The organism is Paraburkholderia sp. HP33-1 (assembly GCF_021390595.1).
Lineage (GTDB): Bacteria > Pseudomonadota > Gammaproteobacteria > Burkholderiales > Burkholderiaceae > Paraburkholderia.
The window spans coordinates 351,884-367,556 of record NZ_JAJEJR010000001.1; the positions used below are offsets into that span (position 1 = coordinate 351,884).

The following is a 15,673-nucleotide window of genomic DNA, read 5'->3' on the forward strand; positions in this document are numbered from 1 at the left end:
TCAAGACCGATGCGCGTTCCCGCACACCGGACAATCCGGCTGACGTCCGATGCGCATCGTGTTCCATTCCATCCTCAGCGAATCGAGCATCGTCAGGCGGCCCACGAGCGGCGTGCCAATGTTGCCGATCACCTTCAGCGCTTCGGCAGCCTGCATCGAACCGATGATGCCGACCGTCGGCGCGAATACGCCCATCGTCGAGCACGCGACTTCCTCGAATGGCTGGTCCTCGGGAAATACGCACGCGTAGCACGGCGACGCTTCGTTGCGGAAATCGAAGGTGCTGATCTGGCCATCGAAGCGCAGCGCTGCGCCCGACACGAGCGGCACGCGATGCTTGACGCACGCGCGGTTGATCGCGTGACGCGTCGCAAAGTTGTCGGTGCAATCGAGCACGACGCTCGCGTGCGGCACCTCGCGATCGAGCCATGCATCGTCGACGCGCTCGGCCACCGCGTTGACGACGACCTCGGGATTGATCTGCGCGAGCATGTCGCGGCCGGACTCGACTTTCCTGCGTCCGACCGACGCGCTCACGTGCAGGATTTGCCGCTGCAGGTTGGTTAGGTCGACGGTATCGGCATCGACGAGCGTCAGACGGCCGACGCCCGCCGCCGCGAGATACAGCGCGGCCGGCGAACCGAGCCCGCCCGCGCCAACGATGATCGCGTGGGCATCGATAAAACGCTGCTGCGCCTCGATGCCGATTTCATCGACGAGGATATGGCGGGAGTAGCGAAGGAGTTGATCGTCATTCATGGCGGGGCGCGTGAGTGTGTCGCTGTGTCGCGCAAGGAGAGGCAGACCGGGAGCCTGCGGCGCGTATTCGTGTAGTGATTTTAATCGCGCGAGGAGGGGGCTTGTTGCGGCTTGGCGTGACATGCCGCAGGCCATGCGGCGGATTTCGCCAAAACTGTTGCGGCGTGTCTTCGCAAACTATGGTGCTGCGAAGACACGCGCGGGGTCACTGCCTATTTGACTGCTTATTTGCCGGCGGGAGCCGAGGCCGGTGCCGAAGCCGATACCGGTGCCGATGCGCCCGGCACCGGTTGCGTCGGCTTCACCGCGACCGGCGCGGAGGCCGATGCCCCCGGCTTATTCTGCGCGAGACGGCGTTCCATCAACGACTTCGATTCCTGAACCGGCTTGCCTTCGAGCTTGTCGACCGCCTGTTGCAGCATGAAGTCGTCGGCCGAACCGAACTCAATCGGCTTGCGGTCGCGTTCCTTCTGGCGCTGTTCCGGTGTCTTCTTGTCGTTCTGCTCTTCGAGCTGACGCAGTTGCTCCATGCGCTCCTGTTCGCGTTGCTCCGCTTCCTTCTTCTCGTTCGGATCCTGCGTGTTCGCAAGGTGATTCGAGTAGTCGACTTCGCGGGTCACGAGTGCGTCGTCCGGATCGCCTTCCGCGTATTGATCGACTGGAAGGTCGGGGCGGATGCCCTTGTTCTGGATCGAACGGCCGCTCGGCGTGTAGTAGTACGCGGTGGTCAGGCGCAGCGCGGTGTCGGCCGTCATGGGACGCACGGTTTGCACGGAGCCCTTGCCGAACGTCGTCTTGCCGAGGATCAGCGCGCGGTGCTGGTCCTGCAGCGCCCCCGCTACGATTTCCGACGCCGACGCCGAGTACGCGTTGGTCAGCACGACCATCGGCACGGTCTTGAAGATCGCCGGGACGTCCTTCAACGGATCGCTGTCGAACGATTGCAGACGGTAGTTATCGTAGGTGTCGCGATAGATCTGCTTCGAATCCGGAATCTGGCCGTTGGTCGACACCACCACCGAATTCGGCGGCAGGAACGCGCCCGCGACGCCGACCGCGCTTTGCAGCAGACCGCCGCCATTGTTGCGCAGGTCGAGGATGAGGCCCTTCAGATTCGGCTCCTGGCGCGCGAGATCCTGCAGCTTGGCCGCGAGGTCAGGCGTGGTGCGTTCCTGGAAGCTCGTGATGCGCACGTACGCGAAGCCCGGCGCAACGATCTTGCCCTTGACCGACTGCACTTTGATGATCGCGCGCGTCACGGTGAGCGGGAACGTGCGGTCGTCGGTCTTGCGGAAGATGGTCAGCGTGACCTTGGTGCCGGGGTCACCGCGCATCTGCTTGACCGCCTGGTCGAGCGTCATGCCGCGCACGGGCTTGTCGTTGATACGCGTGATCAGGTCGCCCGGACGGATGCCGGCGCGGAACGCGGGCGTGTCTTCGATCGGCGAAATCACCTTGATCAGGCCGTCTTCCGAGGAAATTTCGATGCCGAGGCCCGCGAAGCGGCCCTTGGTCTGCTCCTGCAGCTCTTCGTAATCGGTCTTGTCGAGGTACGACGAGTGCGGGTCGAGGCTCGACACCATGCCTTTGATCGCGGCGGTGAGGAGCTTCTTGTCGTCGACGGGTTCGACGTATTCGTGCTTGATCTGCCCGAACACCTCGGCAAAGAGCCTGAGCTGGTCTAGCGGCAGCGGGGCGACCGCAGCGCTAGCGGGTTGCTGGGCCGAGGCGGAGAATTGCAGGGTGGCAAGGACACCGGTAGCAAGGCCCGCGGCAATCAGGCCGATATTTTTCAGGTTCTTTCGCATAGAGTCTGTTGCGGTCGGAAGCGCGTGGCAGCGTCGATAAAGATTGGACGGACAAGTATAACTGCACCCGCCCGCTCGGGGCGCGCTGCAGGCAATCGTGCTTCGACAGTAGGGGAAGGTCCTGGTTCGTGCGATCCGGCTCGCTCCGGCGGCCCCGCGCGTTTTCGTGCCGCGGGGCCGCGGCCGGAAACGCGCGATCAGCCCGCCTTGCCCTGGCTCGCGACGGCGGCTTGCGCCTTCGCGATCGCGTCCTGGTCGCCGAGATAGTAGTGCTTGATCGGCTTGAGGTCTTCGTCGAGTTCATAGACGAGCGGCACGCCGTTCGGAATATTGAGGCCGACGATGTCGCTATCCGAGATGTTGTCGAGGTACTTGACCAGTGCGCGGATCGAGTTGCCGTGAGCGGCGATCAGGATGCTGCGGCCCGACTTGATGGCCGGCGCGATCGATTCGTTCCACAGCGGCAGCACCCGGGCGACCGTGTCTTTCAGGCACTCGGTGAGCGGCAGCTGCTCGCGCGGCACCTTGGCGTAGCGCGGATCGGCGTACGGGGCGCGCTCGTCGGTCGGCTCGAGCGCGGGCGGCGGCGTGTCGTAGCTGCGGCGCCAGACCAGCACCTGCTCGTCGCCGAACTTCGCGGCGGTTTCGGCCTTGTTCAGGCCCGACAGCGCGCCGTAGTGGCGCTCGTTCAGGCGCCACGAATGCACGACGGGCAGGTACATCAGATCCATCTTGTCCTGCACGTGCCACAGCGTGCGGATCGCGCGCTTGAGCACCGAGGTGTACGCGATGTCGAACGTGTAGCCGGAATCCTTGAGCAGCACGCCCGCCTGCTGTGCCTCGAGGTTGCCCTGCTCGGTAAGGTCGACGTCGACCCAGCCGGTAAAGCGGTTTTCCTTGTTCCACGTCGATTCGCCGTGGCGGATGAGAACGAGTTTGTACATGAGAATTACCGGTCGGTAGTAAGGAAGCGGTCTCGCGCTGTGCGGCGCCTCTAGCGGCGGGTCGCCATCGCGTCAAACGGTTATTTTATAATGGTCAGGTTGACCTCTTCGATTTCTCTCTTTCCGGCGGATCCTCCGTGAAGTTTTTCACCGATTACACAAACCTTGTCCTGATCGCAATCGTCCTTATCTCCGGTGGGTTGCTGCTGTGGCCGACCATCAGCCGGCGTGGACGCGGCGGCCTGTCGGCCGCTGAAGCTACCCAACTGATCAACCGGCGCAACGCGGCGGTCATCGATCTGCGGCCGTCCGCCGATTACGCCAAGGGGCACCTGCCCTCGGCACGGCATTTCGAACTCGCGGAGTTGCAGGCGAAGGTCGCGCAACTCGCGAAGAACAAGAGCAACCCGGTGCTGCTGGTGTGCCAGACCGGCCAGCAGTCGAACAAGGCCGCGCGTATCGTGCAGGAAGCGGGATACGCGGAAGTCCATGTTCTCGAGGGCGGCGTCGACGCCTGGCAGAAGGCCGGTATGCCGGTTGTGAAACAAGGAGCAGCCAAGTGAACAAAGTGATCATGTACAGCACCCAGGTGTGCCCGTATTGCCAGATGGCCGAACGTCTTTTAAAGTCGCGCGGCGTCGAGCTCGTTGAGAAAGTACTGATCGACAAGGACCCGTCCCGTCGTGAGGAGATGATGACCCGGACCGGTCGTCGCACGGTGCCGCAGGTGTTCATCGGCGAGACGCATGTCGGCGGCTATGATGACCTTTCCGCGCTCGATCGCGCGGGCGGTCTGACGCCGCTGCTCGAAGCAGCCTGAGTTCGCGCGTTTCGCGCCGCGCGAGCGGGCGGACCACTCGACGAACCGGCGCGTGCGCGTTCCTCGTGGAGCGCGCGAGCCGGCGCAATAATCTGGCGGCCCATGTGAGCATCGGCCGCCACCACGCATACCTATCAGGGAATCACCATCATGTCCGACGAGAATAACCAGCCGTTCTTCAACATCCAGCGCATCTATCTGAAGGACATGTCGCTCGAGCAGCCGAATTCGCCGGCTATCTTCCTCGAGCAGGAAATGCCGTCGGTCGAAGTCGAAGTCGACGTGAAGGCTGAGCGCCTCGCTGAATCCGTGTTCGAAATCCTCGTGACGGGCACGGTCACGGCCAAGGTGTCGGACAAGGTTGCGTTCCTGATCGAAGCAAAGCAGGCTGGGATTTTTGACATCCGTAACATTCCTGCCGAGCAGATCGACCCGCTCGTCGGCATCGCCTGCCCGACCATCCTGTTCCCGTACCTGCGCTCGAACATCGCTGACGCGATCACCCGCGCCGGCTTCCCGCCGATCCACCTCGCCGAGATCAACTTCCAGGCGCTCTACGAGCAGCGTCTCGCGCAAATGAGCGCGGCCCAGCAGGACGGCGCGGCGCAACCCGCCATCAAGCATTAAGGTGTCGCACGGAGTGCCGGCTATGAAGGTTGCCGTTCTCGGCGCTGGCGCCTGGGGCACCGCCCTCGCCGGCCATCTGGCCTTAAGGCACGACACGGTGCTGTGGGCGCGCGAGTCCGCGCTCATCACCGAGCTTTCCACTTCGCATGAAAACGCCCGCTATCTGGCGGGCGTCGCGCTGCCGCCAACGCTTCGCTACGAAGCGGATCTCGGCGCGGCGCTCGATCACGCGCTCGCCGACGACGCGCTGTGCGTGATCGCGACTCCGGTGGCCGGGCTGCGCGGTCTGCTGCGCACGATGCGCGATGCGGGCAAGGTGCCCGCGCATATCGTATGGCTGTGCAAGGGGTTCGAAGCCGATTCGCAGCTGTTGCCGCATCAGGCGGTCGCGGCGGAATTACCCGAGCATGCGAGCAACGGCGTGTTGTCCGGGCCGAGCTTCGCGCGCGAAGTCGGGCAGGGGCTGCCGGTTGCGTTGACGATCGCGAGCGCGTCGGCGGCCTGCCGCGAACGCACGGTTGCGGCGTTCCATCATGGCGCGATGCGCATCTATACCGGCGACGACGTCGTCGGCGTCGAAGTGGGCGGCGCGGTGAAAAACGTGCTGGCCATCGCCACGGGTATCGCCGATGGTCTCGGCCTCGGCCTCAATGCACGCGCAGCGCTGGTCACGCGCGGGCTCGCCGAAATGTCGCGCCTTGGCGTGACGCTCGGTGGTCGCGCGGAAACCTTCACCGGGCTGACCGGCCTCGGCGATCTGATCCTGACCGCTACCGGCGATCTGTCGCGCAACCGCACCGTGGGCCTGCAACTCGCCACGGGCCGCACGCTCGACGACATTCTCGGCGGGCTCGGTCATGTGGCCGAAGGCGTGCGTTGTGCGCAGGCGGTACTCTCGATCGCACGCGCTCATGCGATCGACATGCCGATCACGCAAGCGGTCTGCGCAGTGCTGTTCGACGGCGTCGCGCCGCGCGATGCAGTCAGCGCGCTACTGAGACGCGATTCGAAGGCCGAATAAAGCCTTTTCTCTCAGCCGTTTAGCGCCTATTTGCGTTGAACGGCTGCCTCACCTGGCTGTCCACCTCGTTATCGAGGCTCGGATCAGCGAGGTACTCATGCCCACCTTCAATCTCGGTCACGGCACGTGCACGCTCGAAGCGCGCGTGGTCGATATCACGACGCTCGCCGTCGATGCGATCGTCAATGCCGCGAACACCTCGCTGCTCGGCGGCGGCGGTGTGGATGGGGCGATTCATCGCGCGGCCGGCAAGGAGTTGCTGCGTGAATGCGAAACGCTCGGCGGCTGCGCGACCGGCGACGCCAAAATCACCAGCGGTTACCGTCTACCCGCCAGGCATGTGATTCATGCGGTCGGTCCAGTGTGGCGCGGCGGTGCACATGGCGAAGCCGGCCTGCTCGCTTCGTGCTATCGGCGCTCGCTCGAAGTCGCGCACGATACGCATTGCACGAGCATTGCGTTTCCGGCGATCAGTTGCGGCATCTACCATTTCCCCGCCGACGAGGCGGTGTGCATCGCGGTCGCGACCGTGCTCGACACGTTGCCGCGCACACCGGGCGTCAAGCAAGTGACGTTCGCGTGTTTCGACGACGCGATGCTCGCGCGCTACGAGGCCGAACTCGAACGCCGTCAGGCTCCGCCTTCGAAGCCGGCCTGACGCCACGCTTCGAACACCACGACTGCCACCGTGTTCGACAGATTCAGGCTGCGATTGCCGGGGCGCATCGGCAGACGCACACGCTGTTCATTTGCAAAACGCTCGAGCACCGCGTCGGGCAGGCCACGCGTTTCGGCACCGAACACGAACCAGTCGCCGGGTTGAAACGCGTGGTCGTGAAAGCGACCCGAGCCGCGCGTCGTGAATGCGAACATGCGCGACGGGTCCGGTGTTTCTTTCGCGATGAACGCGTTCCAATCGGCATGCACATTCATTTCCGCGTACTCGTGATAGTCGAGGCCGGCGCGCCGCATCTTGGTGTCGTCGAGTGGAAAGCCGAGCGGCTCGATCAGGTGCAGCCGGGCGCCGGTGTTCGCGCACAGGCGAATCACGTTGCCGGTGTTTGGCGGAATTTCGGGCTCTACGAGAACGACGTTGAACATAAGGAGACCACGTAAAAGCTAATTTTTCGGAGTGCGCAGCGCGACGAAGTTCGTGACCCGCCGCGCGCCGGCGGCCTTCAGCGTCTGCGCGAGCGCTTCGAGCGTCGCGCCGCTCGTCATCACGTCGTCGACGATGCCGACGTGCAGGCCGCGCACCGTCCGCGCGACGCGAAACGCGCGGCCGACGTTCTGCCGGCGCGCGTCGAGATCGAGGCGTGATTGCGGCGCGGTGTCGAGCGTTCGTTCGAGCAGCGTCGCATCGCTGCGCACGCCGAGCGCACGAGCGAGCGGCCGCGCGATCTGCCAGGCCTGGTTGTAGCCGCGCTCGACGAGACGGCGCCCGGCGAGCGGCACTGGCGCCATCACGTCGGGCCGCTCGGCCGCGTCGTGCCAGTTGTCCTTAGCGAGCCGTTCGAGTCGTTGCGCGAAGTCGCGCGCGAGCATCAGCCGCGCGCGGAACTTGAGACCGACCGCGAGCGTATCGAGCGGCGCGCGATAGTCGGCGAGCGCGAAGCTCGCGTCGAACGACGGCGGCTCGGCCACGCAATCCGCGCAGCGATACTGCGCACGCGCGACCCAGCGCGACGCCGGCAATGGCACCGCGCAGACGGTACAGCGCAGGCGGTCCTCGTTCCAGTAGGCCGCGTCGCAACCATCGCACAACGTCTTATGCGACAAATTGCCGCATAACGCGCACAGGTTCGGCAGCGCGGCGTTCAAGGCGCGCGGCCACGCCGGATGCAGACCTCGCGCAAGGCGCGCGACCTGATTGCGACACGATGAAGAAAATGACTGGAATCGCACGAGTGGGCGTCGGTGAAAGCCGTTCACGCTGAATGGCGGGGAACGAACGAGTATACTTCGAGCTCACGCCAGCACGACACACATGTCCCCAACATCCGCTCAATCTGGCCGTCCGGCCTACGATTCACGGCGCCTCAGGCGTATTTTCGACCGTCGCGCCGCCACCTTCGACGAAGTTGCGTTCCTGCCGCGCGAAATCGCGCAGCGCATGCGCGAGCGTCTCGATTACATCAAGGTGGCGCCTACGAGCGTGCTCGACGCGGGTTGCGGCGCGGGCGAGGACATCCCCGCATTGCGCCAGCGCTTTCCCGAGGCGCCGGTGTTCGGCGCCGATCTGTCGCACGGCATGCTCACGCGCGCGCTGCGCCACGATGCCGGCGATACCAGTTGGCGGCGCTTTCTTCCTGCCTCCCTCGGAAAGGCGCTCGGCGCGCGCGGTCCGCGCTTCGCGCAGGCCGATTTCTCCGCGCTGCCGTTCGCGGCCGGCGCATTCGAATTCATCTGGTCCAACCTCGCGCTGCACTGGCACTCGCGGCCCGATCTCGTCTTTCCTGAATGGCAGCGCGTGCTGAAGGTCAACGGCCTGTTGATGTTCAGCACACTCGGCCCCGACACCCTGAAGGAATTACGCGGTGCCTACGCCGAGATCGAGGCCGCGCACGGCGTCGCGTCGCGCAAGCACGTGATCGACTTCGTCGACATGCACGATCTCGGCGACATGCTCGTCGAGGCCGGCTTCGAGATTCCGGTGATGGACCAGGAGACGCTGACGATTACCTACAAGTCGCCCGAGTCGCTGCTTGCGGACGTGCGCCGCTGGGGCGCGTATCCGTTCGAGCGCGACGCGCGCGACGGCGTGCTCGAACGCCGGCTGCACAAAGCCCTGCTCGCCGCGCTCGAAGCGCGCCGGCGCGCCGACGGCACGATCGCGCTGACCTTCGAGGTGATCTACGGACACGCGTGGAAGGCCGTGCCGCGCACTACGGCCGAAGGACATGGCATCGTGCGGCTCGAGGACATCGGGCGGGGTCCGGGAAAGCGTGGGTAGCAGATTGCGGCGGTGTCATCAACTGCTTGTCGGGGGAGCGGTTGACGTGTTGCAAATGCGGTAAAGAGGACATCCGCTATGCCTGGGATTTGCCCTCCGGAAGAGCCGCAAAACGCCGGGCAAAATGGCGCGAAGGCTTGTCACGACTGGCTTGTGGGCCGATCGGCGCTTGCTTGTCGATGCTATGGATCGCGCCTATAATGCGTCAGTTTGTCGCCCGAGGTTCCCACATTTGCGGTGGCAGACCCGAGGCGCAGGGCTGCAATATGAAGTGATGCGGTAGGAGTTGGCGCGGTCGCGAGTGGTGCCGGAAGCAGTGGCACGAGCGGCGGCCGCGAGATGCATCCGGAAGTAAAAGAAGGCAGGCCGGACGCGACGAATCGCAGGAGACAGCGATGGGCGCATCAGATCATCTGCTGGCGGATTCAGAGCCGGTCCTCAGGGACTGGACCATGAAGCGCAACTGTTCGATATCGCCGCGGCAGTTCATCTGTTTGTACATATCGCTTGCGTTGTTCTCGTTGGCCATTGCTTTCATGCTGGTTCTTGTCGGCGCCTGGCCGGTGTTGCCGTTCACCGGAATCGAGTTGCTGGCGGTAGGTATCGCGTTTGCAATATATGCGCGTCATGCTGTCGATTACGAGCGCATCCGGTTGTTTCCGAACCGGCTCGTGATCGAGCAGGTCAGCGCCGAGCAGATTACACAGTTCGAATTCAATCCGCGCTGGGTGCGGATAGAGCCGGGCGCAACGCCGCGCGATCAGATCAAGCTGGTCTCGCGCGGGCAGACGATCATGATCGGGCAACATCTCGCGCAGAATCGGCGCGCGCAGTTCGCAGACGAACTGCGTTTGTGGCTGGCACGTTGCTAGATGGTGCCGGACACGCGGCGTTCAAGGGGGCGCGGCACGCTGCCAGCGGGGTCGAGGGGTTTGAATGGAAAATTTGGGTAAGGAAGCTATGAAAACAATCAAGCGAGCGCTCATGAGCGTGCTGGCGACGAGCGGACTGCTTTTCGCCGGCGCCGCCCTGGCAGTGGGCGATGCTCCGGGCGGCCCTGCCGTCAACGCGATCAATCTCCAGCCGCCTGTAACGAAAATCGCTGAGGAGCTGTTCAACCTCCACATGTTCATGCTTGGCCTTTGCACCGTGATCTTCGTCGGTGTGTTCGGTGTGATGTTCTATTCGATCTTCGCGCACCGCAAATCGAAGGGCCACAAGGCAGCCAATTTCCACGAAAGCACCACCGTCGAAATCATCTGGACGATCGTGCCGTTCATCATCGTCGTGCTGATGGCGCTACCCGCCACCAAGGCCGTCGTCGCGATGAAGGACACCTCGAACGCCGACCTCACGATCAAAGTCACCGGCTACCAGTGGAAGTGGGGCTACGACTACGTGAAGGGGCCGGGCGAGGGCATCGGCTTCCTGTCCACGCTCGCCACGCCGCGCGCGCAAACCGAAGGCCGCGAGCCGATCTCCACGCTCTATCTGCAGGAAGTCGACAACCCGCTCGTGGTGCCGGTCGACAAGAAAATCCGCATCATCACCACCGCGAACGACGTGGTCCACTCCTGGTACGTGCCGGCTTTCGGCGTGAAGCAGGATGCGATTCCGGGCTTCGTGCGCGACACGTGGTTCAAGGCTAACCGCACGGGCACGTTCCGCGGCTTCTGTACCGAACTGTGCGGCAAGGAACACGCGTTCATGCCGGTCGTCGTCGAGGTGCTGTCGGCCGACGACTACGCGAAGTGGGTCGACGAGCAGAAGAAGAAAATGGCCGCCGGCCAGGACGATCCGAACAAGACCTACACGATGGCCGAGCTGATGGAGCGCGGCGGCAAGGTCTACGCGGCGAACTGCGCGGTCTGCCACCAGCCGACCGGCAAGGGCGCGGGCGCATTTCCGGCGCTCGACGGCAGCAAGATCGCCAATGGTCCGATCGCCCAGCACGTCAGCATCGTGCTGAAGGGCAAGAACGCGATGCCTCCTTGGGCGCCGACGCTGAACGACGTCGAGATCGCATCGGTGATCACGTACGAACGTAACTCGTGGGGCAACCACACGGCCGACATCCTCCAACCGAAACAGGTCGCTGACGCGCGCAACGGCAAGCTGCCGGAAGGTGGCGATCATCTGGCCGACGCTGGTGCTGCGGCAAGCGGCGCCGCTGCGGCATCGGGTGCGGAAGCGGCTTCCGCGCCGGCTGCATCGGACAACGCTGCGGCCACGCTGCCGGCGAGCGTCTACTTCGATACCGGCAAGAGCACGCTGCCGGCCGACGCAAAAGCGGCGGTCGACGCGGCCGCGGCCTACGCGAAGGCGCATCCCGATGCGAAATTCACGCTGTCGGGCTTCACCGACGCAACCGGCTCCGCCGACGTCAACGAGAAGCTCGCGAAGAGTCGTGCCGAAGCCGTTCGCGACGCGCTGAAAGCGGCCGGCATTGCCGAAGACCACATTATTTTGAAGAAGCCGGAAACGATCACCGGCGGCACGGACGCGAAGGAAGCCCGCCGCGTTCAGATCAGCCCGGCAGCCTGACGTGTTCATGGTCAGCACCGCAGAATTCGCTTTAGGAGATTGTCATGTCTAGCATCGGACACGATGTAGTAGCGGGCCACGAACACGTGCACGGCGACCATGCCCACGAAACACCGCATGGCTGGCGTCGCTGGCTGTTCGCAACCAACCACAAGGACATCGGTACGCTGTACCTGATCTTCTCGTTCACCATGTTCCTGTCCGGGGGCGTGATGGCGCTGATGATCCGTGCCGAGCTGTTCGAGCCGGGTCTGCAGATCATGCGTCCCGAGTTCTTCAATCAGTTGACCACCATGCACGGGCTGATCATGGTGTTCGGCGCGATCATGCCGGCGTTCGTCGGCTTCGCGAACTGGATGGTGCCGCTGCAGATCGGCGCATCGGACATGGCTTTCGCGCGGATGAACAACTTCAGCTTCTGGCTTCTGCCGGTCGCGGCTGTCCTGCTGGTCGGCTCGTTCTTCTCGCCGGGCGGCGCGACCGCCGCGGGCTGGACGCTGTACGCACCGCTCTCCACGCAGATGGGCCCGGGCATGGACTTCGCGATTTTCGCGGTCCACCTGATGGGTGCTTCGTCGATCATGGGCGGTATCAACATCGTCGTGACGATCCTGAACATGCGCGCACCCGGCCTCACACTGATGAAGATGCCGATGTTCGTGTGGACCTGGCTGATCACCGCGTACCTGCTGATCGCCGTGATGCCGGTTCTCGCGGGCGCGATCACGATGGTGCTGTTCGACCGTCACTTCGGCACGTCGTTCTTCAACGCGGCGGGCGGCGGCGACCCGGTCATGTACCAGCACATCTTCTGGTTCTTCGGGCACCCCGAGGTGTACATCATGATCTTGCCGGCGTTCGGGATCGTCTCGCAGGTGATCCCGGCGTTCTCGCGCAAGCCGCTGTTCGGCTATAGCTCGATGGTGTATGCAACGGCATCGATCGCGATCCTGTCGTTCATGGTTTGGGCGCACCACATGTTCGTGACCGGCATGCCGGTCACGGGCCAGCTGTTCTTCATGTACGCGACGATGCTGATCGCGGTGCCGACCGGCGTGAAGGTGTTCAACTGGGTCGCGACGATGTGGCGCGGTTCGCTGTCGTTCGAAACGCCGATGCTGTTCGCGGTGGGCTTCCTGATCGTGTTCACGTTCGGTGGCCTGTCGGGTCTGATGCTCGCGATGGCGCCGCTCGACATCCAGTACCACGGTACTTACTTCGTGGTCGCGCACTTCCACTACGTGCTGGTAGCGGGGTCGCTGTTCGCGCTGTTCTCCGGGTGGTACTACTGGGCACCGAAGTGGACCGGCTGGATGTACAACGAAACGCGCGGCAAGATCCACTTCTGGGCGTCGATGTTCTTCTTCAACCTCGCGTTCCTGCCGATGCACTTCGTCGGTCTCGCGGGCATGCCGCGTCGCTATGCGGACTACCCGGCGCAGTTCACCGACTGGAACCAGGTGATCACGATCGGCGCATTCGGCTTCGGTCTGTCGCAGGTCTACTTCCTGTTCGCGGTGGCCCTGCCGGCTTACCGCGGTGGCGGTGAACTCGTCGAGGCGGGCGACAAGCCGTGGGATGGCGCAATGGGCCTCGAGTGGACCGTGCCGAGCCCGGCTCCGTTCCACACGTTCGAGCATCCGCCGACCGTCGAGTAAGCCTCTCCCTGCGAGGTGCCGGGTTCCGGCGGCGCGATATGCCGCCACTGGAACCGGGCGCTTCGCGAGGCGGCTGCCGCGAGGCGGCCTCGCGAGTCAAGAACAGTATTCAGAAAGTCGAGCATGACGCGCAATCCACAGGAAAGACGGACGCCAGAGCAGATTCGCGCCGGCAACAGGCGGATAGGGTTGGTGATGTTCGCGATTGCCGCGGTGTTTTTCGCGGGCGCCATTCTGAAGCAGTGCTGGTTCAGCTAACGCGGCCTTCGCAGTCTGTTTGCAGGTTTGTTGAGGATTCAGATGTCGACGCAACCGCCGGCCGGGGCCGACCGCTCTTTCAACCGTTCGATGCTGATCAAACTGTGCGTCGTCGCTTTGATGATGTTCGGTTTCGGTTTCGCGCTGGTGCCGATGTATCGCGCGATCTGCCAGATCACAGGCGTGAACAATCTCGTGCAGCGTGACGTTTCGGCGCGCGAGGCGAAGAATACGCAGGTCGACATGAGCCGCACGATTTCGATCGAATTCGATGCGAACGCGCGCGGCCTGTTGGGTTTCAAGCCGGAGCAGCGCAGTCTCGACGTGCATCCGGGCGAAGTGACGACGGTCATGTACGACGTCAGCAACGAGCGGTCGCGCACGATCCGTGCGCAGGCAATTCCGAGCTACGCTCCGAAGCAGGCCACCGGGTACTTCAGGAAGATCGAGTGTTTCTGCTTCACGCAGCAGACGTTGAACGCGAACGAGACGAAGCGGATGCCGGTGGTGTTCGTGGTCGACCCGAAGTTGCCTAAGGATGTGAAGACGATCACGCTGTCGTACACGTTTTTCGAGTTGAACACGCCGGCGGCGGCGAGCGCCGATGACACGGGGTCGAAAGCAAATGCAACGACCAACGCGGCGGCCACTCCAGCGAAGCCGGCCTGAAGCGGGCTTGACGGCGCGAGCCGCGGATGAACGAAGGAAGACGAAGCGAAATGAACGATAACGGCGGCAGTCCGCGCAAGAGCAGTTTCGGTCAGTCGATGCGCGCGGTGTTCTGGTCGTTTTTCGGCGTGCGCAAGCGCCGCGATCTCGAAGCGGACGCCACGCAGCTCAACCCGCTGCATGTGATCGTGGCGGCGCTGATCGGTGCGGCGGTTCTGATCGGGGTGCTAATTTTGGTGGTGCGCCTCGTAGTCGGTTGAGGCAGTAGCCGGGCATGGCGGCAGAGCGGAGCCCACGAATTAGAGAGAAGCGGTGCGGTATCGACGCGCCGCCGAAGACACAGCCGGAGATTCCGGAACAACTGGACTGAAGTGGAGAATCAAGAATGAGCGGTCAAAACGAGAGCCCGTACTATTTCGTACCGCATCCGTCGCGGCATCCGATCAGCGCCGCCACCGGGTTGCTGGTCATGCTCGGATCGCTTGCGGCCTGGATCAACGACCACACGTGGGCGCCGCTCGGCGTGCTTGTCGGTCTGCTGTGGCTGCTCTTTACGCTGTGGCACTGGTTCGGTGACGCGATCGCCGAGTCGGAAGGCGGTATGTACGGCAAGAACGTCGACCGCTCGTACCGCTGGAGCATGAGCTGGTTCATCTTCTCCGAAGTGATGTTCTTCGGCGCATTCTTCGGCGCGCTGTTCTATGCCCGCGAAATCGCACTGCATCAGCTCGGCAGCCTCGACTTCAAGCTGATCTGGCCGGACTTCACGGCGGTGTGGCCCAACAACGGCCCGGCCGCGCTCGTGGGGACCTACAAGTCGATGCAGCCGTGGCCGGTGCCGACCATCAACACGGCGCTGCTGCTGTCGTCGGGCGCGACGCTGACGGTGTCGCACCATGCGCTGCGCGACAACCATCGCAAGAAGGCGATCGCGTGGCTCGCGGCGACCCTCGTGCTGGGCGTGAGCTTCCTGTTTCTGCAGGGCTTCGAGTACTACCACGCATACAACGAACTGAACCTGACGCTGGCTTCGGGCATCTACGGTTCGACGTTCTTCCTGCTGACCGGCTTCCACGGCTTTCACGTGTTCCTCGGCGGCACGATGCTCGCCGTCGTGATGGTGCGCCTGATTCGCGGCCACTTCACGCCGGAACATCACTTCGCGTTCGAAGGCGCGGCCTGGTACTGGCACTTCGTCGACGTGGTGTGGCTCGGTCTGTACGTCGTCGTGTACTGGCTGTAACGCGGCCAGATCCGTGCGCGCAACGCCGTTCAGGCGGCGCGCACGAGCAGTATGCAAGGCTGAATGCAGCGCCGCCCTCGACCTGTCAGGGCGGCGTTTTATTTGGCGATGAGGATAATTTGCCGCTGACGGTATGCGCCGGCGACTCGTCCGCGAGTGTCAGCGCCCGTACGGAATCCCGGTCGACTGAATCCAGCCCATCCAGTGTGCGAACAGGATGAACAGGAACAGCGAGATCGACAGGCCTACCCGCGTGGCGAGTGACCAGACCATCCGCTTGGTCTTGCCTTTGTCGTGCATCATGAAATACAGCGCCGACACCATGCTGGCGATGATCAGAGCAAAGGCGATGGGAACGATAATGTGCAT

At 63.7% G+C, this 15,673-nt stretch carries 19 protein-coding genes; 13 read left to right on the plus strand and 6 right to left on the minus strand.

Going from position 1 to position 15,673, the window contains the following annotated elements:
• The 3 genes from L0U81_RS01620 to gpmA form a co-directional block, all read right to left on the minus strand.
• Entirely contained in the window at positions 1–759 is a 759-nt protein-coding gene (locus tag L0U81_RS01620) for a HesA/MoeB/ThiF family protein (protein ID WP_233799854.1), read from the minus strand.
• Between the two features lie 224 nt (positions 760–983).
• The gene (locus L0U81_RS01625; RefSeq protein ID WP_233799855.1) at positions 984–2,567 is read right to left on the minus strand and encodes a S41 family peptidase; all 1,584 of its coding nucleotides are present in this window, start codon (positions 2,565–2,567) and stop codon (positions 984–986) included.
• Between the two features lie 197 nt (positions 2,568–2,764).
• On the minus strand, positions 2,765–3,511 hold the full coding sequence (gene gpmA, locus L0U81_RS01630) for a 2,3-diphosphoglycerate-dependent phosphoglycerate mutase (RefSeq protein ID WP_233799856.1): 747 nt from the start codon (positions 3,509–3,511) through the stop codon (positions 2,765–2,767).
• Positions 3,512–3,648: 137 nt separating this feature from the next.
• Between gpmA and L0U81_RS01635 the strand changes: the two genes are divergently transcribed.
• From L0U81_RS01635 to L0U81_RS01655, 5 genes are all read left to right on the plus strand, one after another.
• Positions 3,649–4,074: a rhodanese-like domain-containing protein gene (locus L0U81_RS01635; RefSeq protein WP_233799857.1), complete on the plus strand. Its 426-nt coding sequence runs from the start codon at positions 3,649–3,651 to the stop codon at positions 4,072–4,074.
• The gene (grxC, locus tag L0U81_RS01640; protein WP_233799858.1) at positions 4,071–4,331 is read left to right on the plus strand and encodes a glutaredoxin 3; all 261 of its coding nucleotides are present in this window, start codon (positions 4,071–4,073) and stop codon (positions 4,329–4,331) included. The genes L0U81_RS01635 and grxC overlap by 4 nt, the downstream gene beginning before the upstream one ends.
• 150 nt (positions 4,332–4,481) lie before the next feature.
• The gene (gene secB / locus L0U81_RS01645; protein ID WP_233799859.1) at positions 4,482–4,958 is read left to right on the plus strand and encodes a protein-export chaperone SecB; all 477 of its coding nucleotides are present in this window, start codon (positions 4,482–4,484) and stop codon (positions 4,956–4,958) included.
• A gap of 22 nt (positions 4,959–4,980) precedes the next feature.
• A complete protein-coding gene (locus L0U81_RS01650) occupies positions 4,981–5,979 on the plus strand; it encodes an NAD(P)H-dependent glycerol-3-phosphate dehydrogenase (protein ID WP_233799860.1) in 999 nt (332 codons plus the stop codon).
• A gap of 97 nt (positions 5,980–6,076) precedes the next feature.
• Complete coding sequence (locus L0U81_RS01655; RefSeq protein WP_233799861.1) at positions 6,077–6,637, plus strand: O-acetyl-ADP-ribose deacetylase; 561 nt, start codon at positions 6,077–6,079, stop codon at positions 6,635–6,637.
• Here the strand turns inward: L0U81_RS01655 and trmL are convergent.
• A complete protein-coding gene (trmL, locus tag L0U81_RS01660; RefSeq protein WP_233799862.1) occupies positions 6,610–7,080 on the minus strand; it encodes a tRNA (uridine(34)/cytosine(34)/5-carboxymethylaminomethyluridine(34)-2'-O)-methyltransferase TrmL in 471 nt (156 codons plus the stop codon). The two genes, L0U81_RS01655 and trmL, sit on opposite strands and share 28 nt — an antisense overlap.
• 18 nt (positions 7,081–7,098) lie before the next feature.
• Complete coding sequence (locus L0U81_RS01665) at positions 7,099–7,884, minus strand: phosphoribosyltransferase family protein (protein WP_233799863.1); 786 nt, start codon at positions 7,882–7,884, stop codon at positions 7,099–7,101.
• Between the two features lie 82 nt (positions 7,885–7,966).
• Between L0U81_RS01665 and L0U81_RS01670 the strand changes: the two genes are divergently transcribed.
• From L0U81_RS01670 to L0U81_RS01705, 8 genes are all read left to right on the plus strand, one after another.
• On the plus strand, positions 7,967–8,932 hold the full coding sequence (locus L0U81_RS01670; protein ID WP_233799864.1) for a methyltransferase domain-containing protein: 966 nt from the start codon (positions 7,967–7,969) through the stop codon (positions 8,930–8,932).
• 395 nt (positions 8,933–9,327) lie between these two features.
• Positions 9,328–9,804: a DUF2244 domain-containing protein gene (locus L0U81_RS01675; protein WP_233799865.1), complete on the plus strand. Its 477-nt coding sequence runs from the start codon at positions 9,328–9,330 to the stop codon at positions 9,802–9,804.
• Positions 9,805–9,868: 64 nt separating this feature from the next.
• Positions 9,869–11,476, plus strand: coding sequence for a cytochrome c oxidase subunit II (gene coxB, locus L0U81_RS01680; RefSeq protein ID WP_233799866.1), 1,608 nt, complete (start codon positions 9,869–9,871; stop codon positions 11,474–11,476).
• A gap of 44 nt (positions 11,477–11,520) precedes the next feature.
• On the plus strand, positions 11,521–13,134 hold the full coding sequence (gene ctaD / locus L0U81_RS01685) for a cytochrome c oxidase subunit I (RefSeq protein WP_233799867.1): 1,614 nt from the start codon (positions 11,521–11,523) through the stop codon (positions 13,132–13,134).
• A 123-nt stretch (positions 13,135–13,257) separates the two neighbouring features.
• Positions 13,258–13,392, plus strand: coding sequence for a cytochrome oxidase small assembly protein (locus tag L0U81_RS01690; protein ID WP_233799868.1), 135 nt, complete (start codon positions 13,258–13,260; stop codon positions 13,390–13,392).
• 42 nt (positions 13,393–13,434) lie between these two features.
• Positions 13,435–14,061, plus strand: coding sequence for a cytochrome c oxidase assembly protein (locus L0U81_RS01695; RefSeq protein WP_233799869.1), 627 nt, complete (start codon positions 13,435–13,437; stop codon positions 14,059–14,061).
• 50 nt (positions 14,062–14,111) lie between these two features.
• A complete protein-coding gene (locus L0U81_RS01700) occupies positions 14,112–14,321 on the plus strand; it encodes a DUF2970 domain-containing protein (RefSeq protein WP_018419310.1) in 210 nt (69 codons plus the stop codon).
• Between the two features lie 125 nt (positions 14,322–14,446).
• Positions 14,447–15,304, plus strand: coding sequence for a cytochrome c oxidase subunit 3 (locus tag L0U81_RS01705; RefSeq protein ID WP_233799870.1), 858 nt, complete (start codon positions 14,447–14,449; stop codon positions 15,302–15,304).
• A 159-nt stretch (positions 15,305–15,463) separates the two neighbouring features.
• Here the strand turns inward: L0U81_RS01705 and L0U81_RS01710 are convergent, their stop codons facing one another.
• Complete coding sequence (locus tag L0U81_RS01710; protein ID WP_008921867.1) at positions 15,464–15,673, minus strand: twin transmembrane helix small protein; 210 nt, start codon at positions 15,671–15,673, stop codon at positions 15,464–15,466.